Here is a 20,914-nt window from a genome sequence, read left to right as displayed (position 1 = left end):
GGTCCCCGCGTCCCGCCGCCGCCGGGACACCGGTGCGACACCGCTGGAGTCCTCCACGACCACGACCACGGCGGCCGCGGCCGCACGGGTGTCGCCACCGGGGCTCGGGGCACCGCTCGGCCGCTGCCGGGGGCCTGACGACCCCGGCCCGACGACCGCCAAGGCCCGCGCCACGCCGGACCGGACCGCGCACACCCCGGCGCTCCGGACAACAGCCCGGCCCCGACACCGACACCGGCACCGGCACCGGCACCGGCACCGGCACCAGCACCAGCACCAGCACCAGCACCAGCACCAGCGCGGGCGCGGGCGGCGCGGTGACGCGGGCCGCCCGCCGGGGCCGGGCGTCAGCCGTCGCCCTCCAGGTCGCCCTCCGTCTCGAGGAAGACCTGGCGCAGGGCGTCGACGACCGCCGGGTCGGGCTTCTCCCACATGCCCCGGGACTCCGCCTCCAGCAGCCTTTCGGCGATGCCGTGGAGGGCCCAGGGGTTGGCCTGCTGGAGGAACGCGCGGTTCTCGGGGTCCAGGACGTACGCCTCGGCGAGCTTGTCGTACATCCAGTCGGCGACCACACCGGTCGTCGCGTCGTAGCCGAACAGGTAGTCGACGGTGGCGGCGAGTTCGAAGGCCCCCTTGTAGCCGTGGCGGCGCATCGCCTCAATCCACCGGGGGTTGACGACGCGCGCGCGGAAGACGCGGGAGGTCTCCTCGACCAGGGTGCGGGTGCGGACCGTCTCCGGGCGGGTGGAGTCGCCGATGTACGCCTCGGGCGCGCTGCCGCGCAGCGCGCGCACGGTGGCGACCATGCCGCCGTGGTACTGGAAGTAGTCGTCGGAGTCGGCGATGTCGTGCTCGCGGGTGTCGGTGTTCTTCGCCGCGACCGCGATCCGCCGGTACGCCGTCTCCATCTCCTCCCGCGCCGCGCGTCCCTCCAGGCCCCGGCCGTACGCGTAACCGCCCCACACCGTGTAGACCTCGGCGAGGTCGGCGTCGGTGCGCCAGTCCCGGGAGTCGATGAGCTGGAGCAGCCCGGCGCCGTACGTGCCCGGGCGGGAGCCGAAGATCCGGGTGGTGGCCCGCCGTTCGTCGCCGTGCTCGGCGAGGTCGGCCTGGGCGTGGGCCCGTACGTAGTTGGCTTCGGCGGGCTCGTCGAGCGCGGCGGCCAGCCGGACCGCGTCGTCGAGGAGGCCGATGACGTGCGGGAACGCGTCGCGGAAGAAGCCGGAGATGCGCAGGGTGACGTCGACGCGGGGGCGGCCGAGTTCGGCGGGCGGGATCGGTTCGAGGCCGTTGACGCGGCGGGACGCCTCGTCCCAGACGGGGCGGACGCCGAGCAGCGCCAGGGCCTCGGCGACGTCGTCCCCCGCGGTGCGCATCGCGCTGGTGCCCCAGAGGGACAGCCCGACGGACGTCGGCCAGCGGCCGTTGTCCTCGCGGTAGCGCTCCAGGAGGGAGTCGGCGAGCGCCTGCCCGGTCTCCCAGGCGAGGCGGGAGGGCACGGCCTTGGGGTCGACCGAGTAGAAGTTGCGGCCCGTCGGGAGCACGTTGACCAGGCCGCGCAGCGGTGAGCCGGACGGTCCGGCCGGGACGAAGCCGCCGTTCAGCGCGTGGACGGCGTGGTCGAGTTCGTCGGTGGTGGCGGCGAGGCGCGGCACGACCTCCCGGGCGGCGAAGTCCAGGATGTCCGCGACGGCCTGCCCGTGGCCCTCGGCCGCCCGGGCGACGGCGGCCGGGTCCCAGCCCGCCTCCTCCATCGCCTCGACCAGGGCGCGGGCGCGGGCCTCGGCCTCGTCGGCGCCGGTGCGGGTCGCGGCGGACTCGTCGAGGCCGAGCGCCTCGCGCAGTCCGGGCAGGGCGGTGGTGCCTCCCCAGATCTGCCGGGCGCGCAGGATCGACAGGACGAGGTTGACCCGCTCCGGGCCGGTGGGCGCGCCGCCGAGGACGTGCAGCCCGTCGCGGATCTGGGCGTCCTTGACCTCGCAGAGCCAGCCGTCGACGTGCAGCAGGAAGTCGTCGAAGCCGTCGTCGGCGGGGCGTTCCGCCATGCCGAGGTCGTGGTCGAGCTTCGCCGCCTGGATCAGGGTCCAGATCTGGGCGCGGATCGCCGGCAGCTTCGCCGGGTCCATGGCGGAGATCTGCGCGTACTCGTCGAGGAGCTGCTCCAGGCGGGCGATGTCGCCGTAGGAGTCGGCGCGCGCCATCGGCGGCACCAGGTGGTCGACGAGGGTGGCGTGCACCCGGCGCTTGGCCTGGGTGCCCTCGCCGGGGTCGTTGACCAGGAAGGGGTAGACGAGCGGCAGGTCGCCGAGCGCGGCGTCGGGCGCGCAGGCCGCGGAAAGCCCCGCGTTCTTGCCGGGCAGCCATTCCAGGTTGCCGTGCTTGCCGAGGTGGATCATGGCGTCGGCGCCGAAGCCGGCGTCGTCCTGGCGGGCGGCGATCCAGCGGTAGGCGGCGAGGTAGTGGTGCGAGGGCGGCAGGTCGGGGTCGTGGTAGACGGCGATCGGGTTCTCGCCGAAGCCGCGCGGCGGCTGGATGACGATCAGCAGGTTGCCGCGGCGCAGGGCGGCGAGGACGATGTCGCCCTCCGGGTTGCGGGAGCGGTCCAGGAACATCTCGCCGGGCGCCGGGCCCCAGTGCTCCTCGACGTGCTCGCGCAGTTCCCGCGGCAGGGTCGCGTACCAGCGCTCGTAGTCGGCGGCCGGGATGCGGACCGGGTTGCGGGCGAGCTGCTCCTCGGTGAGCCAGTCCTGGTCGTGTCCGCCGGCCTCGATGAGGGCGCGGATCAGTTCGTCGCCGTCGCCGGACGCCAGGCCGGGGATCTCCTCGGTGCCGAAGTCGTAGCCCTCCGCCCGGAGCCGGCGCAGCAGGGCGACGGCGGAGGCGGGGGTGTCGAGGCCGACGGCGTTGCCGATGCGGGAGTGCTTCGTCGGGTACGCGGACAGCACCAGGGCGAGCCGCTTCCGGGCGTTGGGGATGTGGCGCAGCCGGGCGTGGCGCACGGCGATTCCGGCGACGCGGGCGGCCCGCTCGGGGTCGGCGACGTACGCGGGGAGGCCGTCCTCGTCGATCTCCTTGAACGAGAAGGGGACCGTGATGAGGCGGCCGTCGAACTCGGGTACCGCGACCTGGCTGGCGGCGTCCAGCGGGGACAGGCCCTCGTCGTTGTCCTCCCAGGCGCTGCGCGAGCCGGTCAGGCACAGCGCCTGCAGGACGGGGACGTCGAGCGAGGCGAGGGCGCCCGCGTCCCATGCCTCGTCGTCGCCGCCCGCCTGGGCGCCGGCCGGGGCGGTGCCGCCCGCGGCGAGGACGGTGGTGACGACGGCGTCGGCGCCGCGGAGCCGTTCCAGCAGCTCGGGTTCGGGGGTGCGCAGCGAGGCGACGTACAGCGGCAGCGCCCGGCCGCCGGCCTCCTCGACGGCGTCGCACAGGGCGCCGACGAAGGCGGTGTTGCCGCTCATGTGGTGCGCGCGGTAGTAGAGCACGGCGACCAGGGGGCCGGTGCCGTCCCGCGCGGTGCGCTCCAGTTCCCCCCAGGTGGGGGCGGGCGCGGGCGGCGCGAAGCCGTGGCCGGTGAGCAGGACGGTGTCGGACAGGAACCGGGCGAGCTGCTCCAGGTTGTCCGGGCCGCCGTGGGCGAGATAGGCGTGGGCCTCGGCAGCGATGCCGACGGGGACGGTGGACGCCTCCATCAGCTGGGCGTCCGGGGCCTGTTCGCCGGTCAGGACGACCACCGGGCGGCCCTGTGCGAGCAGCGCGTCGAGGCCCTCCTGCCAGGCGCGGAGGCCGCCGAGCAGGCGCACGACGACCAGGTCGGTGCCGTCGAGCAGGCCGGGCAGCCGGTCCAGCGGCAGACGGGAGGGGTTCGCGAAGCGGTACCGCACCGGCCCTTCGGCGGCACGGGCGCTGAGCAGGTCTGTGTCGGAGGTCGACAGCAGGAGGATCGTCGCGTACGTCATCGCGCGCGCAGGCCTTCCTCGGGGTTTCCGCGCCCCGGGTGGTCGTGGTCGGCGGGAGTTCCTGACTCACCGGGCCCCGTCGGGGATCCGGCTCACAGTGGCGGGACCGCGCCGGATTCTCACCGGGCTTCCTCCCTCGGGCCCTGGGACCCTGTGCCGTCTCGCATAGTAGAGGCCGCCGCCCCGGCGGGGGGCCACCGGGACGGCCCTGGGTATGCTCGCCGCCATGCCGCCCCCACCGACAACACCCCCGGACCAGGGCGAAAGCCGTATACGGGCCCGGGGTGACGCCTGCCCCGGTGCACTGCGGCTGCACCCGGCGGCCGACGGCGGGCTGGCCCGGCTCCGGCTTCCCGCCGGCTTGCTGACGGGACGTCAACTACGGGCGCTGTCCGTCGCCGCGGAACGGCTGGGCGACGGTTCGCTGAGCATCACCTCCCGGGGGAACGTGGAGCTGCGCGGCCTGGCGGACGGCTGCGGGCCGGCGCTGGCGGAACTGCTCCGCGAGGCCGGACTGCTGCCCTCCGACACCCATGAGCGGGTGCGCAACATCGTGGCCTCGCCACTGGCCGGGCTCGACGGGTACGGCGGGCCCGACGGGTACGGCGGGCGGGACGGGTACGACGGACGGGACGGGTACGACGGACGGGACGGACGTCGCGAAGGCGGCGGACGGGGCGGGCAGGGCGGGTACGGCGAACGGGACGGGTACGGCGGGCAGGGCGGCGCGGACGTCCGGTCCTGGGCACGGGAGCTGGACGCGCTGCTGTGCGGAAGCGAGCGGGCCGCGGGGCTCTCGGGACGGTTCCTGTTCGCCCTGGACGACGGGCGGTGCGACGTCGCCGGACTCGGCGCGGATGTGACGCTACTCGCCGCCCGCGGCCGGTCGGGCGACGGACCGGGGGACGAGCCGGGCCACGGACCGGGAGACGAACGGGGGGACGAGCCGGGCCACGGACCGGGAGACGAACGGGGGGACGAGCCGGGCCACGGACGGGGGGACGAGCGGGTGGAGCTGCGCATCGGCCGCCATGCCTTCCGCGTGCGTGCCGCCGACGCCGCACGGGCGGCACTGGCCGCCGCCGAGGCGTTCCTCGCCGCGGCCGACGAGGCGGGCACCGGCGCGTGGCGTGTGCGGGAGCTTCCGGAGGGACAGGACATCGCCGTGGGCGCGGAGCTGGAACGCGCGGGGGTGGCGGCCACGCCGCGTCACCCCGCCCCCTGCGCAGATGCTCCCGCCCCCGGCACAGGCCCTTCCACCCCCGGCACAGATCCTTCCGCCCCAGAGCCGGGATCAGGACCGGCACCGCCCGGCCCCGCGGGGCCGGGCGCCGGACCGCTTCCCGGGATCGTCGAGGGACCGGACGGCTGGGCCGTGTCCGTACTCGCCCCCCTGGGAAGGCTCACCGTCGCACAGTCGCGGGAGCTGCTTCCGGCCCCGGCGGACGAGGTGCGGCTGACCCCGTGGCGCGGGGCCGTCGTGCCCGGCTTCGCCGACCGCGGAGCGGCCCGGGCGCGGCTCGACGCACTGCGGCGGGCGGGGTTCGTCACCGGCACCGGCTCGCCCTGGTACGGGGTCGGCGCGTGTACCGGCCGGCCCGGATGCGCCCGCTCGCTCGCCGACGTCAGGGCCGACGTACGGGCCGACATAGGGGAATACCTGCGGGCCGGTGCCCGGGCCGGCACCGCGCCCGGCCCGGGCGGGCTGCCCGTGTACTGGTCCGGCTGCGAGCGGCGCTGCGGCCGCCCGCAGCATGACCACGTGGACGTCGTGGCCACCGGGGACGGCGCATACCGCGTGACCGCGCGGGGCACGGCCGTGCCCGTACCGTCCCGCGCAGAACTCGGCGACACCATCGCCACAGCCCGGACCAGTGCGACGAAATGAGCGACCAGACCGTGTTCGACTACGAGAAGGACGGAGCGGAGATCTACCGCCGGTCCTTTGCCACGATCCGCGCCGAGGCCCGGCTCGACGCGCTGCCCGCCGACATCGGCCGGGTCGCGGTGCGGATGATCCACGCCTGCGGCATGGTCGACCTCGCCGGCGACCTGGCGTACTCGCCCGGCGTCGCGGCCCGCGCCCGGGAGGCGCTGCGCGCCGGGGCGCCGATCCTGTGCGACGCCCAGATGGTCGCCAGCGGCGTCACCCGCAAGCGGCTGCCCGCCGGCAACGAGGTGCTGTGCACGCTGTCCGAGCCGTCCGTGCCGGAGCTGGCCGCGGAACTCGGCACCACGCGCAGCGCCGCCGCGCTCGAACTGTGGCGGGACCGCCTCGACGGTGCGGTGGTCGCCGTCGGCAACGCCCCCACGGCGCTCTTCAGACTGCTGGAGATGATCGACGAGGGCGCGCCCCACCCCGCCGCCGTGATCGGCGTACCGGTGGGCTTCATCGGCGCGGCCGAGTCCAAGGACGCCCTCGCCGCGCACGGCGGCGGCCTGGAGTACCTGGTGGTGCGCGGCCGGCGCGGCGGCAGCGCGATGGCCGCGGCCGCGATCAACGCGATGGCGAGTGAGGCGGAGTGAGCACACGGCAGGCAGGCAGGTTGTACGGCGTCGGACTCGGCCCGGGGGACCCCTCGCTGATGACGCTCCGGGCGGCCCGGGTCGTCGCGGAGGCGGACGTCGTGGCGTACCACTGCGCCCGGCACGGCCGTTCCATCGCCCGCTCCATCGTGGCGGCGCAGCTGCGCCCCGACCACATCGAGGAGCGCCTGATGTACCCGGTCACGGTGGAGACCACCGACCATCCGGGCGGCTATCGGGGTGCGCTCGACGACTTCTACGAGGAGGCCGCGGCCCGGCTCGCCGCGCATCTCGACGCCGGGCGGACGGTGGCCGTGCTCGCCGAGGGCGACCCGCTCTTCTACGGCTCCTACCAGCACATGCACAAGCGGCTCGCGCACCGCTACCACACCGAGGTGATCCCCGGCGTGACCTCGGTGAGCGCCGCTGCCGCGCGACTCGGGGAGCCGCTCTGCGAGGCGGAGGAGGTGCTGACCATCGTCCCCGGCACGCTGCCCGAGGAGGAACTGGCCGCCCGCCTCGCCGCCGCCGACTCGGCGGTGGTGATGAAGCTCGGCCGGACCTTCCCCGACGTGCGGCGGGCGCTGGAGCGGGCGGGCCGGCTGGAGGACGCCCGCTACGTGGAGCGGGCCACGATGGCCGGGGAGCGCACGGGGCGGTTCGCGGACGTCGACCCGGAGTCCGTGCCGTACTTCTCGATGGCGGTGCTGCCGAGCCGGATCGACGAGGTACGGCCCGACGCGCGCCCCCGCGGCGAGGTCGTCGTCGTGGGCACCGGGCCTGCCGGGCCGCTGTGGCTGACGCCCGAGACCCGGGGCGCCCTCGCCGCCGCCGACGACCTGGTCGGCTACACGACCTATCTGGACCGGGTGCCCGAGCGGGCCGGACAGCGCCGCCACGGCTCGGACAACAAGGTGGAGTCCGAACGGGCGGAGTTCGCCCTCGACCTCGCCCGGCGCGGCCGCCGGGTGGCCGTGGTGTCGGGCGGCGATCCGGGGGTCTTCGCCATGGCCACGGCCGTACTGGAGGTCGCGGCTCGGGAACCGTACACGGACGTGCCCGTACGCGTACTGCCGGGCCTCACCGCCGCGAACGCCGCCGCGGCCCGCGCGGGTGCGCCGCTGGGGCACGACTACGCCGCCATCTCCCTCTCCGACCGGCTGAAGCCGTGGGAGGTCATCGAGGAGCGGCTGACGGCGGCGGCCGGCGCCGACCTCGTCCTGGCCCTCTACAACCCCGGTTCGCGCAGTCGCACCTGGCAGGTCGCCAAGGCCCGCGAGCTGCTCCTCGGCCATCGCGCCCCGGACACCCCGGTCGTCGTCGCGCGGGACGTGGGCGGCCCGGAGGAGAGCGTGCGGATCGTGCGCCTGGGCGAACTCGACCCGGCGGAGGTGGACATGAGGACGCTGCTGCTGGTCGGCTCGTCGCAGACCCGGACGGTACGCCGCGGCACGGGCGAGGAGGTCGTCTGGACGCCCCGCAGCTATCCGGCGGGGGATCCGGCCCCGGAGTGAGCCCTCGTCTCCCGGCGGGGGTGCCCGGTCCGCGGGACCCGGCGCGATCGCGCTGCGCGCGGCCGGGGGCGGGGCGTCGCGCCGCACACGGCCCGGGGGTCGGGGGGCGGGGGCGTCGTGCCGCACACGGCCCGGGGGTCGGGGGGCGGGGGTCGGGGCGGATCCACCCGCCATGGCGGTCCTGGCGGACCCGGGGGCGGGTACGGGTGAGCCGGGCCCTCGGCTACGCACCCAACCGGGCCGTCCGCTCCTGGGCGTACTGGGCGTACTGGGCCGTCCTGTCCTGGGCGTCGGGCGTCCCGGGCGTCGGGCGTCCCACCGATCCGGCCGCCCTCTCCGGTCCAGCCAGGTCAACCGGTCGTGGCGGTCCAGCCGCCCCCTCCGGCCCCTCCGGCCTCGGCGATCCCGGCGATCCCGGCGATCCCGGCGGTACAGCCCGGCGGTACAGCCTGGCGTTACAGCAGGGCCAGGTGGACCTGGGAGTCCGGCCCGGTCCGCCCCGCCCAGGGGTCCCGGGTGTCCCGCCGGCCCGACCGTACTGCCGCCCGTACTGCCCGGTCCGCCCGTACTGCAGAGTGCGGCGGCCGATGTGCTTGAGTGGGTCGCCGCGCCCTCCCACCGGCGCCGGTTCACTCGTGGAGGTCCCGTGCACGTCCTCGTTCTCGGCGGTACGACGGAGGCCCGCACCCTCGCCGAGTCACTGCACGGGAGCGGGAAGCGGGTGACCACCTCGCTCGCCGGACGCGTCGCGGCACCGAGACTCCCGGGGGGCGAAGTACGGATCGGCGGCTTCGGCGGGCCCGAGGGCCTCGCGGCCTGGCTGTCCGAGCACCGGGTGGATGCGCTGGTCGACGCCACCCATCCGTTCGCCGGGACGATCAGTTTCAACGCGGCGCGCGCCGCGGACCTGGCGGGCGTCCCCCTGCTCGCGCTGCGCCGGCCGGGCTGGGCACCGGTGGCGGGCGACGACTGGCACCCGGTGGGCTCCCTGGCGCAGGCGGCCGGGGTACTGCCCTCACTGGGCCGCCGGGTCTTCCTGACGACGGGCCGCATGGGCCTGTCGTCCTTCGCGCACCTCGACCGGCTCTGGTTCCTGGTCCGTTCCGTCGACCCGCCGCAGCCGCCGTACCCCCCGCGCATGAGGGTGCTGCTGGACCGCGGCCCCTTCACCCTCGACGGCGAACGAGCCCTCCTCGCCGGCCACGCCGTCGACGTCCTGGTGACCAAGGACAGCGGCGGCGCCGCGACCTCCCCCAAGCTCACCGCGGCCCGCGAGGCGGGCCTTCCGGTCGTCGTGGTCCGCCGCCCGCCCGTGCCCGAGGGCGTCCCGACGGCGTCGACGGCCCGGGAGGCACTCGACTGGTTGACGGGGCAGGCGTCCGGCCGGTAGGCGGGACCGGTGCCCACGGGGCGGGGACTCTGGGTGCCGGGGACGGGGACGGGGGGACGGGGCCGGGGCCGGGGGGACGGGGCCGGGGGACGAGCGGCTTGACGCTCCGCGGGCCGCTCGGCGGATGGCCGTTGACGGATCCGCGTCCCGTAACCGGACACTCGACAGACACTCGGCACCGGACGACCGACACCGGACGACTGAAACCGGACACCCGGCGGACCGTGCGGCCCGGCAGCCGGACCCGTACGGACAGCCGACCCGTACCGACAGCCGGGCCCGTACGGACAGCCGGACAGCCGGGTCGGAACCGACCGCCCGGCAGCTGCCCGCGCACGCCCCGCCGTCAGCAGACGTGCCGGTCCCGCGCCGGGTCGTACAGGTGGCTGTCGCGGAACTGCGAGGCCCCCAGGGTGCGGCCCACCAGGATGACCGCCGTCCTGACGACACCCGCCTCCTTCGTCAGCCCGGCGATCTCGTCGAGTGTGCCCCGGAGGACCAGCTCGTCCGGGCGGCTGGCCATGGCCACCACCGCGGCGGGGCAGTCGGGGCCGTAGTGCGGCAGGAGTTCCGCGACCACGCGGTCGACATGGCGGGCGGCGAGGTGCAGGACGAGCAGTGCCCCGCTGCGACCGAGGGTGGCCAGGTCCTCGCCCTCGGGCATGGGAGTGGCCTGCTGGGCGACTCGGGTCAGGATGACGGTCTGACCGACCGTCGGCACGGTCAGTTCCCGCTTCAGCGCCGCCGCTGCGGCGGCGAACGCCGGAACGCCCGGGACGACCTCGTAGGCGATCCCCGCCGCGTCCAGCCGCCGCATCTGCTCCGCCACCGCGCTGAAGACCGACGGATCGCCCGAGTGCAGCCGGGCGACGTCGTGGCCCTCCTCGTGGGCGCGGACGAACTCCGCGGTGATCGCGTCCAGATCGAGTTCCGCGGTGTCCACCAGCCGCGCGCCCGGCGGGCACTCGGCGAGAAGGTCGGCGGGGACGAGTGAGCCCGCGTAGAGGCACACCCGGCACGAGGCGAGCGTCCGCGCGCCCCGCAGGGTGATCAGATCGGCGGCACCGGGGCCCGCACCGACGAAGTAGACGGTCATGAGGATCCTCCTGCGCGTGGTTTGGTGACGGACCACTGAGTGACGGGCATCGCCTGCCGCCAGCCGGTGAACCCGCCCACCGGCACCGCGTGCGCCACCGCGAGCCGCACCAGCTCCCCGCCGTGCCGCCGGTAGCGCTCGGCGAGCAGCGCCTCCGACTCCAGCGTCACCGTGTTGGCGACGAGCCGACCGCCCTCCGGCAGCGCGTCCCAGCAGACGTCGAGCAGCCCCGGCGCGGTGAGCCCGCCGCCGATGAACACCGCGTCCGGCGCCTCCAGTCCGGCCACCCCGGCCACCCCGGCCAGCCCGTCCGGCGCCGCGGCGGTGACCACCCGCAGCCCGGGCACGCCGAGCGACTCCGCGTTGCGCTCGATGCGCCGGGCCCGCTCCGCGTCCCGCTCGACCGCGACCGCCCGGCACGACCGGTGCGTACGCATCCACTCGATCGCGATGGAACCGGAGCCGGAACCGACGTCCCACAGCAGTTCACCGGGGGCCGGCGCGAGCGCGGCGAGCGTCGCGGCACGCACATGGCGCTTGGTCAGCTGACCGTCGTTCTCGTACGCCTCGTCGGGGAGCCCCGGGCCGGCGCCGAGCCGCAGCGCCCCCGGAGCGCGTGCGCAGGTGACGGCGACGATGTTGAGCGGATCGCCCGGCGGATGGCTCCAGCTCTCCGCGGTACCGGAGACCTGCCGCTCCCGTCCGGAGCCGAGCTGCTCCAGCACCCGCATCCGGCTGGGGCCGAAGCCCCTGGCGGTCAGCAGCTCCGCCACCTCCGCAGGGGTCGCCGCGCCCGCGCTGAGCACCAGCAGCCGGCGCCCGTGGTGGAGCGCCGCGCGGAGCCCGGCGGCCGGCCTGCCGACCAGCGTCACGACCTCGGTCTCCTCGACCGGCCAGCCGAGGCGCGCACAGGCGTACGAGACGGACGACGGGTGCGGCAGCACACGCACCGCCCCGGAACCGGCGATCTCGGTGAGGGTGCGGCCGATGCCGTAGAACATCGGATCACCGCTCGCGAGGACGACCAGACGCCGGCCGGCGTGCCGGGCGAGCAGCACAGGCACGGCGGGACGCAGCGGCGACGGCCACGGCACGCGCTCACCCGCGCATACGCCGGCGGGCAGCAGCGCGAGCTGGCGCGGGCCGCCGACGAGCACCTCGGCGGTGCGCAGCGCGGCACGTGAGGTCTCGGGCAGTCCGTCCCAGCCGTCGGCGCCGATCCCGATGACGGAGACGGCGGGACGTGGGTCGGAATTCACGGACCGGACTCTACTGACGAGCGGTGGAACGCCTGGTCGCGGGGGTGTCGGCCAGGGCCGGCGACGGGTGGGCCGTACGAGATCTGATCACCCCGATACCTGCGCCGGCGACGACGAAGCCCTCACCGGCGCTGAGCGTCGGCAGCCCGTCCTCGCCGCGGGCGAGACCGGTCGGTGGGTGACTCCGCCCGCGCGCAAACACACGGGTGGTGCCGTGTGTCCGAACTCCGAACGCACGGGCCCGGCCCCGTCAAACCCTTCCCGGCCTCACCAGGCCCGGCCCGGCCTCTTGGGCGCGGGGGCCGGGCAGGGCCTGACGGGTCGCTCAGAGGTGCGGCCTCAGCTCACAACTCACAGCAGCTCACAGCAGCTCACAGCAGCTCACAGCAGCTCACAGCAGCTCACAGCAGCTCACAGCTCCAGCATGTCGGCTACCACGCACGCCACGTTGTCCGGCCCGCCCGCCTCCTGGGCGAGGGCGATCAACTCCCCAGCCGCGTCCTCCGGATCGGCGACAGTGGCCGCCACCCGATGCAGTTCCGCCTCCGGGACCACGGTGAACAACCCGTCGGAGCACAGCAGATAGCGGTCACCGCCCTCGGGGTCGTGGAGGCGCAGATCGGGTTCCGCGGGTGCGTCCGCTCCGTCGAGGGCCCTGAGCAGCATGGCCCGCCGGGGGTGGGAGCGGGCCTCGTCCTCGGTGAGGGCGCCGTCGTCGATCATCGCCTGGACAACCGTGTGGTCATGGGTGATGCGGAAGATCCTGCCACCGCGCAGCAGATAGGCGCGGGTGTCGCCGATGTGGACCAGACCGAGCCGGGAGCCGGTCCACAGCAGTGCCGTGAGAGTGGTGCCGGATTCCGGGAGGTCGCGGACCGCATGGTGGGCGCGTCGCACGGCGTCGGCCAGCAGGTTGAGCAGTTCACCGGATTCGGCGGTCGCGCTCTCCAGCGGACGCAGTGCGTCGATCGCGGCTCCGCCCGCCCGCGCCCCTCCACCGCCGTAACCGTCGGCGACGGCGAGCAGTCGCGGACCCGCGTAAACGGAGTCCTGGTTGGTGTCGCGGACGAGGCCGCGATCCGTGAGGGCGGCGTAACGCAGTCCCAGAGGTGCGCCGAGTCGTCGCATCGGACGGTCCCTTCCCGCTGCCGTGTCGGACAGCCGGTCGACGAGGAAGTCCGCGAGATCGCGCCGCGCAGCCGTCTCGGCCTCCACCCGCGCCCAGAAGTCACGGATGTCCCGGGCCGCCGCGTCCGGGTCCGTCGCGAAGAGCCCGCAGACGGAACGGATACGGACGAGCGGCATACCGATGCGGCGCAGCCAGGCCACCAGCCGGGCATGCTCCAACTGTCGGGGGTCGTAGTAGCGGTAGCCGGTGAACGGATCGACCTGGACCGGGCACAGCAGGCCCTGCTCGTCGTATCGCCGCAGCGTCTTGGCCGAGAGCCGCGCGGCCCGCGCGAACGCACCTATGGTCAGCAGCGCCATGTCCGCTCACCCGCTTCCTCCTCGTGCCGGGCACCGTGCCCGGCACGGCCGATGGTGGGGCTTCCCCCGCCGGGAAGGTCAACAGCGCCCCGGTCCTCCCGGGGCTCCGGCTCCTCCCGGGGCTCTGGGGGGCTGGCTTCTCCCGGGGCTCTGGGGGTCTGGGGGCTCTGGGACGACATGCCCTCCCGGACCGCTGGGACCTCCCGGACCCCGGTCTCCCGGGCTTCCCGCTGCGGGGCACCGACCCGGCCGCTGCTCGCTGCACCGATGCACCGCTGCACCGATGCACCGATGCACCGATGCCGGCCGTACACGAGGCACCTCCTCCCGTCCTTCCCGGGAGACCGGCGCCCTCCGCTCCCTCCCCGGTCCGACACCACAGGCGCGGGAACGCGAGGCGCGGCCGCCGGATCGGATCCGGCGGCCGCGCCTCACGGGGTGCCTCGTGGGCGGAGACGTCACTCCTCGTGGACGTAGAAGGTGTAGAACATCACGCAGAACGTCGCCGCCGCGATGATCACGGACAGCACGACCGACATGAGGATGCTGTCGCCGGACAGGCTGTGCAGATAGCCGAACGAGCTGCCGACCAGCACCGCGTAGGCCACGGCACGCAGTTCCCGCGGAAGGCTGTGCTGGTAGCGGCCCAGGGCGTAGCAGAGCCCGGCGAGCACCACGCAGGAGACGAGCCCGATCGCGAACTGGACGGCCCCGGACTCACCGGACATCCGGGCGAGGAAGGACGTGTAGAGGCCGTAGATCACACCGAGCACGGCCGGCAGCGCAATGCCCAGGGTGCTGCCCTGGCGCCGCTGGGGCACCGCCGTGTGGGCCATGGCAGAACTCCTTCCGCTCCGTCCCCCGGCTTCCCTCCCCCCAGCGGACACCCGGGCAGCCGGTGCGGCAAGTGGATCAGGACGGGGAGCCGTGCTCCGCCCCGGGCGGCCGGCCCGGCCCTCGACCACCGGGCGGGGCGGTCGCCCCCGGGGTCGACCGCGACCGCCTGGCGGGCCGTCACCCGAACGGATCCGCTGAAATGCCGGGGCGGGCCCATCGCCCCAGGATTGCGCCATGAGCCAACACACTGCACGGAGCGCGTCGGGGGCCGGTCCGGACAACGGATGGGCGGCGGGGGGCACCCTCTTCGCCGGCGTCCTGATGCTGGTCATCGGTGTCATCAGCATCCTGGAGGGGATCGCCGGCATCGTCGAGGACGAGGTCTACCTCCGGGTCGGCGGCTATGTCTTCTCCTGGAACCTCACGGCCTGGGGCTGGGTCCATCTGGTCCTCGGGATCCTGGTGGCGGTCACCGGTTTGGGAATCCTCCGGGGCATGGAATGGTCGCGCTATCTGGGTGTCGCCCTGGCGTCGCTGAACATCATCGTCCAGTTCCTGTTCCTGCCCTACCAGCCGATCTGGACGCTCTTCTCGATGGCCGTCTCGGTGTTCGTCATCTGGGCGCTGGTGTCCACGGAATCGCGCCGAATCGCCTGATCGGGCCTGATTCAGCCTGATCGGGCCCGATTCGGCGCTGTCCCACTGCCCCGGCCCGGTCCCGTCCGGTCCCGTCCGATCCCATCTGGCCCGGCCCGGTTCCGGCGGGGGGTCCCGTCTGGTCCCGCCACGCCCGGTTCCGCCTCGGTCTGGTCCCGCCACGGCCCTGCCTCGGCCTGCCTCAGCCCGGTTCTGCCGGTTCTGCCGGTTCTGCCGGTTCTGCCGGTTCTGCCGGTTCTGCCGGTTCTGCCGGTTCTGCCGACGGTGGTGCGGCAGGGTGCCCCACCGCACCACCGGTGGCAGAACCGGGCCGCCGCGTCGCGGAAGGGTCCCGGGGGCCGTCCCTCAGCCGCCGTTCGCCATCAGCTCGAACTCGACCGGGTCGTGCGAGGAGAAGATCCGCACAAGCCGGGGGTGGGCCCGGCGCAGGCTCCTCAGCCGCTCCAGCTGACCCAGTCTCATGTCGTGGTCGTCGGCGACGAGCCGCTGGTGGAGTGCGAGCGGCCGGGGGCAGCGAGGGCGGCGCAGATCGATCTCGCCGTGGAAGAAGTAGGCGTCGCCCGCGTGGAGCAGCCAGCGGTCCGGCTCCTGGACGGCGACCGCGCTGTGTCCGCGGGTGTGTCCGGGCAGCGGCACCAGCAGGATGTCGGGGGCGCGCAGCACCCGGGATGCGGGGAAGCCCATCCAGTCCGAGTCCGCGTGGTCGTGGACGACCCAGTCGACGCCGTGCGCCCACTGGGCGGGCCGGTAGCGGTTGCCCTCGAGGCGGGTGTCGCGCCGCATCGCCGCGCGGTACTCGTCGGCCATCACGTGGACGCGGGCGCGGGGGAAGTCCGCGAGGCCTCCGGCCCGGTCCTGGTCGAGATGGGTGATAACGATGTCCCGGACGTCGTAGGGGTCGTAGCCCAGTGCCCGTACCTGGTGGACGGCCGTACGCGACAGGTCCAGTTCCGGCCGCATGGTGCGGCGGAAGAGGGTGCCGAGCCGCCGCGGGTCGGAGACTTCGGCGGCGCCCAGACCGGTGTCGACGAGCACGAGCCCGCTCCCGGTCGCGATGAGCAGGCAGTGCGCCACGAGCGGCGTACCGCCCACGGGGCGCAGCGGTGCGCAGTCGAGGTGGTGGATGGTGGCCGCCGAGCGCCGCTGACGGGTCGGGGGCGTACGCACAGGCATCTGTGCCTCCTGCTCACAGGGGGACACCCGGCGCGGGGCGGCCGGGCTGGGAGAGGATGGTGGCCGTGCTGTTGTGCTCGGCGGACCGTCCGCTCGTGGCTCGGTCCTGGAAGGCGCTCGCACGGGCGGCCGCGTCGTGGGCGGTCGATCCGTGCTTCATCTCGCCCTGCCTCCACAGCAGTTGCGCCACTTACACCGTAAGTACGAGAAGGAGGGAAGCACTTACGCTGTAAGCCGTCAAGCGCTAACGCATATCGCCACCCGAAAGAGGAGCCGTCGCTCATGGCCCGAGGAGCACGACCTGGCGTACCCGGCCCTCGCCGGCCCCTGAGCCGGGACCGGATCATCCGGGCGGCACTGCTGATCATCGACGAGGAGGGCGTGGAGGCGCTGTCGATGCGCCGCATCGCGGCCCGCCTCGGTGTCCAGGCCATGTCGCTCTACAACCACGTGCGGGGCAAGGACGACATCCTTGACGGGGTGACCGAGTTCATCACCGGCGACATGCGGATGCCGCGCCGGATGGCGGGCGGCTGGGAGGAGGGCATCCGCGACCTCTCCTACGGCTTTCGCAGAGCGTCCCTGCGCCACCCGCGGGCCTGCGAGATGGTGTTGATGAGGCAGTTGTCGACCCGCACCGCCCTCGCACCGGTGGACACGATGATCGCGATGATGCTCGACCACGGCTTCGACGAGGAGATCGCGGTGCGCGTGCTGCGCCTGTTCGTCTCCTTCCAGGTCGGCACCCTCCTGCAGGAGGTCCGCAGCGGACCCGGATCCGGCCGCGAGACCCGGGCTCCGGAGGAGAGACTGGCGGCACGCGCCGCGTACTTCGCCGGCTCCGGCTTCCCCGCCGTCGCCAAGGTCGCACCGATCCTGGCCGTGAACGACCACGAGGCCGAGTTCGCCTTCGGAGTCGAGCTGCTCATCTCGGCACTGCGCGACCTGGCTCCGGTGGCACCGGACTGACGCGGCCCCGCCGGTGCGCCGCCGGGCCGAGTGGCCGAACCCGCCCCGGGGGCGCACCCTGGTGCGTATGAGTTCGAGCCATGGGATACGGAACGCCGTCATGGCCGCCGCGACCGCCGCCGCGCTCGCGGCCGGGATGACCGGCTGTACGAACGACAGTGGCGAGACCCCGAGATCGGTGGCCTCCGAGGCGGGTGAGGCCGTCCAGTCGGCCACCGCGGCGGCGGCCTCCGAGTTGGCGAAGATCAAGGGCGGTCTGAACGCCAAGTCCGATGTGAAGGCCGGCCCGACGGAGGCCGAGAACAACCGCCTCTCCAACGAGATCACCGCGACGAACCCCACGGACCAGACCGCCGACTACACGGTCCTGGTCAACTGGAAGGACAGCAGCGGCAATCTGCTGGACGCCACGGTCGTGTCGATCGACGCGGTGCCCCCCGGCGGTACGAAGTCCGCGAAGGCGCAGACCCACCGGGACCTCTCCGGCACGCCGCCGGCCGAGATCGGGCAGGCGATCCGGCACTGAGCGCCCGTCACGGCGGCTCGGTCGCCGCCGGTCCCGCACACGGTCCCGCCGGCGACCGTGTGCGGGACCGGCGTCGGTCCGCCATGTGCCGGTGAGCCATGATGGCGGCCCAGGCGGTGCCCCGTTCCCCCGGCCTCCGGCGGACGGGCCGCGCCCGCTGATCGCCGGCCCGGCCCGGACCGGACCGGACCGGACCGGACCGGACCGCACCAGGGGTGACATTGAAGGAGCGAGTACGGCTGGCCCCGCCGGCATGGCTGGTCTCCGGACTGCGCCCGCAGCGCACGCCGGTGAACCGGGCGGCGGTCGCCCGTGCGTCCGTGGCGCTGTCGGCACCGCTCGCCGTGGGCTTCGCGCTGGACCGTCCGGTGTTCGGGGCGCTGGTGTCGATCGGTGCCCTCTCCGGAGTCATCGGCGACACCGCCGACGCCTACCGGATGCGGCTTCTCAACATCGCCGTCCCCCAGGTCTTCGGAGCCGTCGGCGTCACACTCGGCACGGTCGCGTACGGCCGGGGATGGCTCACCGTCGCCGTCCTCACACTGGTGGCCCTGGTATCCGGAATGATCTCCTCGATCGGCGCCGTGGCCTCGGCCTCGGGACTGCTGCTGCTGCTCAACGCGGTCATCGGGTCGGGGCTGCCGCTGCCCCGGCCCTGGTGGGCGCCCCCACTGCTGCTCGGTCTCGGCGGCCTTTTCGTCCTCGCCCTCGCGCTTCTGGGCTGGCCGCTGCGTGGCGGCGCGCCCGAGCGGTCGGCGGTGGCCCGCGCCTACCGGGCGGTCGCCGACCTGCTGGACGCGGCCGGCTGCGGCGGGTTCGGAGAGCGCCGCCGGGCCGTCACCCAGTCGCTCAACGACTCCTACGACCTGATCCTCGCCCGCCGCGCCACCGACCACGTCCGCAACCCCTCGCTGGTCAGACTGCTGGCCCAGCTCAACGCCCTGATCCCGGTCGTCGAGGCCGCGCTCGCCGCCGACCAGCGCGGCCGTCCGCTCCCCCCGGACGTCGTCACCCAGGTCCGGATGCTCGCCGACGCGGTCGAGCACGGCCCCCCGGGCCGGTACCGGCCGGCTCTGGCACCGCCCGCCACACCCACCGAACGCGCGGTCGACCACGCCCTGCGGCACGCGGCCGGCGTCGTCCTCGGGAAGGACCCCGACCCCCACAACGTGGACGACCGCCTCGGCCGGCCCGCCGCGCTGGGCGTCCGGGTGCGCGGCACCGCACGCGAGGTGCTGTTCTCCGAGGCGTCCTGGCGCTACGGACTGCGCCTGGCCCTGTGCGTCGGCCTTGCCCAGACGCTGGTCTCGGTCGTGGAGCTGGACCGGTCCTACTGGGTCCCCCTCACCGTCACCTTCGTCCTGAAGCCGGACTTCGGCTCGGTCTTCTCCCGCGCGGTGGGACGCGGACTGGGCACGGTGGCGGGTCTGGTGGTCGCGGCGGCCGTACTCGCCGAGGTGCCGCGCGGCTGGTGGGACGTGCCCGTCATGTTCGTCCTCGGCGGACTCATCCCCGCGTTCTCCGCGAAGGGGTACGCCTTCCAGACCGCGGCGATCACCCCGGTGATCCTGCTGCTGTCCGACCTGCTCAGCCGTGAGGGGATCGGGCTGGTCGGAGCACGCCTGGTCGACAGCCTGATCGGCTGCGCGATCGTGCTCGTCGCCGGATACCTGCTCTGGCCGGAGAGCTGGCACAGCCGCATCGGGGACCGGCTCGCGGACTCCGTCGACCATGCCGCGCGCCATGTGGCACTGGCCTTCAGCACCGAAGCCGACCACGCGGAGAGAGCACGGTCCAGGCGCCGGCTCTACCGGGATCTCTCGGCCGTGCGCTCGGAGTTCCAGCGGGCGCTCACCGAGCCGCCGCCCGCCGGCACGCGCGCGGCCGCATGGTGGCCGCTCGTCGTCGCCGTCGAGCGCATCGCGGACGCCACGACCGCGGCCGGGGTCCGCGTCGACCACGGTGCCGCCCCGCCCGCGCGGGGCGAAGTCGACGAGGTCGTACGGCATCTGCGCGAACTCGCCGGGGACATCCGCTCCCGGGAGGAACCCGCCGGGTTGCGGGCGGAACCGGGGGGCGACGAGCGGAGCGTCCTCGAACCGGTCCGCCAGGAGGTGGCGGCCGCCCGAATGATCGCTTCCCCGTCCGCCGCGTCCGGCACGCCGCCCGGGTCGTGACCGCCCGGGTCGTGACCGCACAGGCCGTGACCGCACAGGCCGTGACCGCCCGGGTCATGACCGCACGTACGGGTACGACCCGCCCGGACGCCACGGACGGGCCCCGGGCGGGGGACGGCACCACACCCCGCCCGGAAACCCCGGACGGCGGACGGCTCCGCATCCCCATCACCCGGCGGGGTCACCGAACGGGGTCAGCCGGCGGGCCCACCGACGGGGGTCACCCAGCGGGTAACCGAACCGAGTCGCCGAACCGAGTCGCCGAACTGACGCACCGAACTGACGCACCGAACGGAGTCGTTGAGCCCGGCCGGGCCGTCGGCACCACAGGCAGGTCGCCGACGCCGCACCCCCGCCGGCGCCGTCCCCCGTCAGCGGGAGGGCGTACGGCCGTGCAGGCGCTCCATCTCCCTGCGGTCGCGCTTCGTCGGCCGGCCCGCGCCCCGGTCCCGTAGCCCCGTCGGTGCGGTGAGTTCACGCGGCGGGGGCGGCGGACTGTTGTCCACATAGCACTGCACGGCCGCGGGCGCGCCGACGCGCTTGCGGATGACGCGGGAGACCACCACGATCCGCTCCCGGCCCGCATGGAAGAGCCGCACCTCGTCCCCGGCCTTGAGCGCGTGCGCGGGCTTCACCCGCTCGTCATTGACCCGAACATGACCTCCACGGCAGGCCGCCGCCGCCTGTGAACGGGTCTTGGTCAGCCGCACCGACCAGATCCAGACGTCGACCCGCGCCGTCCCTTCAGCGGCCCCAGGGGCCCCCGTGCCATCCGCCATACCACCGAGGGTACGGGGGAGCGACTTCGATGCGCTCCGTCCCCCGTCGCGGCACCTCCCCTCCAGCGAGGCCGCCCTCCCCGATCCATCGCCGTATGCCCCGGCACCCGGGGACATCCGATGAGCGGCAGCACCGGCCGGCGCTGGAACACCCCCCTGAGTGGGGATCACCTCGGCGGGCATCTCGGCGGGCATCTCGGCGGGCACCACGGGGGCACCGCGGAGGGCACCGCGGCGGTGGTGATGCCCTTCGCCGCGACCGCGCTCGGCCCGGTCGGGGGCTTCGAGGACGCCAGGCGCGCCGGGCCGGGGCACGACCGTGGACCGGGACCGGGACCGGGAGCGGGAGCGGGAGCGGAACCGGGACCGTGGACCGGAACCGGGAGCGAGAGCGAGAGCGGAACCGCGAGCGGGAGCGGAACCGGGACCGGGACCGGAAGCGGGACCGGAAGCGGGACCGGGACCGGAAGCGGGAGCAGGAGCGGGACCGGAAGCGGGACCGGGACCGGAAGCGGGAGCAGGAGCGGGACCGGAAGCGGGAGCAGGAGCGGGACCGGAAGCGGGACC

General features: G+C 74.7%; 16 protein-coding genes and 1 riboswitch. Of the genes, 8 read left to right on the top strand and 8 right to left on the bottom strand.

The genetic code is table 11. From position 1 onward, the window contains the following. Window positions 1-347 precede the first annotated feature (347 nt). Window positions 348-3,956: a cobaltochelatase subunit CobN gene (gene cobN / locus DDQ41_RS16640; protein ID WP_109295203.1), complete on the bottom strand. Its 3,609-nt coding sequence runs from the start codon at window positions 3,954-3,956 to the stop codon at window positions 348-350. Window positions 3,957-4,011: 55 nt separating this feature from the next. Beyond that, window positions 4,012-4,090: riboswitch (cobalamin riboswitch) on the bottom strand. A gap of 92 nt (window positions 4,091-4,182) precedes the next feature. Between cobN and DDQ41_RS16635 the strand changes: the two genes are divergently transcribed. The 4 genes from DDQ41_RS16635 to DDQ41_RS16620 all read left to right on the top strand — a co-directional run bounded on the left by DDQ41_RS16635 (window position 4,183) and on the right by DDQ41_RS16620 (window position 9,386). Further along, a complete protein-coding gene (locus DDQ41_RS16635) occupies window positions 4,183-5,844 on the top strand; it encodes a hypothetical protein (protein ID WP_394342145.1) in 1,662 nt (553 codons plus the stop codon). Further along, window positions 5,841-6,482: a precorrin-8X methylmutase gene (locus DDQ41_RS16630; RefSeq protein WP_109295201.1), complete on the top strand. Its 642-nt coding sequence runs from the start codon at window positions 5,841-5,843 to the stop codon at window positions 6,480-6,482. The genes DDQ41_RS16635 and DDQ41_RS16630 overlap by 4 nt, the downstream gene beginning before the upstream one ends. Window positions 6,483-6,541: 59 nt before the next feature. After that, window positions 6,542-7,996, top strand: coding sequence for a precorrin-3B C(17)-methyltransferase (gene cobJ / locus DDQ41_RS16625; protein ID WP_373995459.1), 1,455 nt, complete (start codon window positions 6,542-6,544; stop codon window positions 7,994-7,996). 646 nt (window positions 7,997-8,642) lie between these two features. Continuing rightward, on the top strand, window positions 8,643-9,386 hold the full coding sequence (locus DDQ41_RS16620) for a cobalt-precorrin-6A reductase (protein WP_109295199.1): 744 nt from the start codon (window positions 8,643-8,645) through the stop codon (window positions 9,384-9,386). A gap of 346 nt (window positions 9,387-9,732) precedes the next feature. On the opposite strand, the gene cobM is transcribed toward DDQ41_RS16620, so the two are convergent. From cobM to DDQ41_RS16600, 4 genes are all read right to left on the bottom strand, one after another. After that, window positions 9,733-10,482 (bottom strand): precorrin-4 C(11)-methyltransferase, encoded by a 750-nt coding sequence (gene cobM / locus DDQ41_RS16615; protein ID WP_109295198.1) that lies wholly within the window; start codon window positions 10,480-10,482, stop codon window positions 9,733-9,735. Beyond that, entirely contained in the window at window positions 10,479-11,741 is a 1,263-nt protein-coding gene (gene cbiE, locus DDQ41_RS16610; protein WP_109295197.1) for a precorrin-6y C5,15-methyltransferase (decarboxylating) subunit CbiE, read from the bottom strand. The genes cobM and cbiE overlap by 4 nt, the downstream gene beginning before the upstream one ends. 411 nt (window positions 11,742-12,152) lie before the next feature. Then, window positions 12,153-13,229: a MerR family transcriptional regulator gene (locus tag DDQ41_RS16605; protein WP_109295196.1), complete on the bottom strand. Its 1,077-nt coding sequence runs from the start codon at window positions 13,227-13,229 to the stop codon at window positions 12,153-12,155. 458 nt (window positions 13,230-13,687) lie between these two features. Beyond that, window positions 13,688-14,065: a hypothetical protein gene (locus DDQ41_RS16600; RefSeq protein WP_109295195.1), complete on the bottom strand. Its 378-nt coding sequence runs from the start codon at window positions 14,063-14,065 to the stop codon at window positions 13,688-13,690. A 235-nt stretch (window positions 14,066-14,300) separates the two neighbouring features. Between DDQ41_RS16600 and DDQ41_RS16595 the strand changes: the two genes are divergently transcribed. Beyond that, window positions 14,301-14,723, top strand: a complete 423-nt coding sequence (locus DDQ41_RS16595; RefSeq protein ID WP_109295194.1) for a DUF7144 family membrane protein — start codon at window positions 14,301-14,303, stop codon at window positions 14,721-14,723. 345 nt (window positions 14,724-15,068) lie between these two features. Here the strand turns inward: DDQ41_RS16595 and DDQ41_RS16590 are convergent, their stop codons facing one another. Continuing rightward, window positions 15,069-15,896 (bottom strand): MBL fold metallo-hydrolase, encoded by an 828-nt coding sequence (locus tag DDQ41_RS16590; RefSeq protein ID WP_109295193.1) that lies wholly within the window; start codon window positions 15,894-15,896, stop codon window positions 15,069-15,071. Between the two features lie 13 nt (window positions 15,897-15,909). Continuing rightward, window positions 15,910-16,086 carry a hypothetical protein gene (locus tag DDQ41_RS31340; protein ID WP_162602697.1) on the bottom strand — a complete coding sequence of 59 codons (177 nt, stop codon included), beginning with the start codon at window positions 16,084-16,086 and terminating at the stop codon, window positions 15,910-15,912. A gap of 92 nt (window positions 16,087-16,178) precedes the next feature. Between DDQ41_RS31340 and DDQ41_RS16585 the strand changes: the two genes are divergently transcribed. From DDQ41_RS16585 to DDQ41_RS16575, 3 genes are all read left to right on the top strand, one after another. Beyond that, window positions 16,179-16,865 (top strand): TetR/AcrR family transcriptional regulator C-terminal domain-containing protein, encoded by a 687-nt coding sequence (locus DDQ41_RS16585; protein ID WP_245991169.1) that lies wholly within the window; start codon window positions 16,179-16,181, stop codon window positions 16,863-16,865. A gap of 67 nt (window positions 16,866-16,932) precedes the next feature. After that, on the top strand, window positions 16,933-17,391 hold the full coding sequence (locus DDQ41_RS16580) for a hypothetical protein (protein WP_245991170.1): 459 nt from the start codon (window positions 16,933-16,935) through the stop codon (window positions 17,389-17,391). Window positions 17,392-17,606: 215 nt separating this feature from the next. Next, window positions 17,607-19,568 carry an FUSC family protein gene (locus tag DDQ41_RS16575; protein WP_109295191.1) on the top strand — a complete coding sequence of 654 codons (1,962 nt, stop codon included), beginning with the start codon at window positions 17,607-17,609 and terminating at the stop codon, window positions 19,566-19,568. 371 nt (window positions 19,569-19,939) lie between these two features. Here DDQ41_RS16575 and DDQ41_RS16570 read toward each other — a convergent pair whose 3' ends face one another. Beyond that, complete coding sequence (locus tag DDQ41_RS16570; RefSeq protein WP_109295190.1) at window positions 19,940-20,347, bottom strand: RNA-binding S4 domain-containing protein; 408 nt, start codon at window positions 20,345-20,347, stop codon at window positions 19,940-19,942. Window positions 20,348-20,914: the final 567 nt, after the last annotated feature.

The organism is Streptomyces spongiicola, from assembly GCF_003122365.1.
Classification (GTDB): Bacteria; Actinomycetota; Actinomycetes; order Streptomycetales; family Streptomycetaceae; genus Streptomyces; species Streptomyces spongiicola.
Note: the sequence above shows the minus strand (reverse complement) of the source record. Positions and strands in the feature narration are given on the sequence as shown.

Excerpts from the sequence above, each read along its gene's own strand:
- cobN (WP_109295203.1), bottom strand. The coding sequence starts at position 3,956 with ATGACGTACGCGACGATCCTCCTGCTGTCGACCTCCGACACAGACCTG.
- DDQ41_RS16635 (WP_394342145.1), top strand. The coding sequence starts at position 4,183 with ATGCCGCCCCCACCGACAACACCCCCGGACCAGGGCGAAAGCCGTATA.
- DDQ41_RS16630 (WP_109295201.1), top strand. The coding sequence starts at position 5,841 with ATGAGCGACCAGACCGTGTTCGACTACGAGAAGGACGGAGCGGAGATC.
- cobJ (WP_373995459.1), top strand. The coding sequence starts at position 6,542 with ATGACGCTCCGGGCGGCCCGGGTCGTCGCGGAGGCGGACGTCGTGGCG.
- cobM (WP_109295198.1), bottom strand. The coding sequence starts at position 10,482 with ATGACCGTCTACTTCGTCGGTGCGGGCCCCGGTGCCGCCGATCTGATC.
- DDQ41_RS16605 (WP_109295196.1), bottom strand. The coding sequence starts at position 13,229 with ATGGCGCTGCTGACCATAGGTGCGTTCGCGCGGGCCGCGCGGCTCTCG.
- DDQ41_RS16600 (WP_109295195.1), bottom strand. The coding sequence starts at position 14,065 with ATGGCCCACACGGCGGTGCCCCAGCGGCGCCAGGGCAGCACCCTGGGC.
- DDQ41_RS16595 (WP_109295194.1), top strand. The coding sequence starts at position 14,301 with ATGAGCCAACACACTGCACGGAGCGCGTCGGGGGCCGGTCCGGACAAC.
- DDQ41_RS16590 (WP_109295193.1), bottom strand. The coding sequence starts at position 15,896 with ATGCCTGTGCGTACGCCCCCGACCCGTCAGCGGCGCTCGGCGGCCACC.
- DDQ41_RS16585 (WP_245991169.1), top strand. The coding sequence starts at position 16,179 with ATGGCCCGAGGAGCACGACCTGGCGTACCCGGCCCTCGCCGGCCCCTG.
- DDQ41_RS16580 (WP_245991170.1), top strand. The coding sequence starts at position 16,933 with ATGAGTTCGAGCCATGGGATACGGAACGCCGTCATGGCCGCCGCGACC.
- DDQ41_RS16570 (WP_109295190.1), bottom strand. The coding sequence starts at position 20,347 with ATGGCGGATGGCACGGGGGCCCCTGGGGCCGCTGAAGGGACGGCGCGG.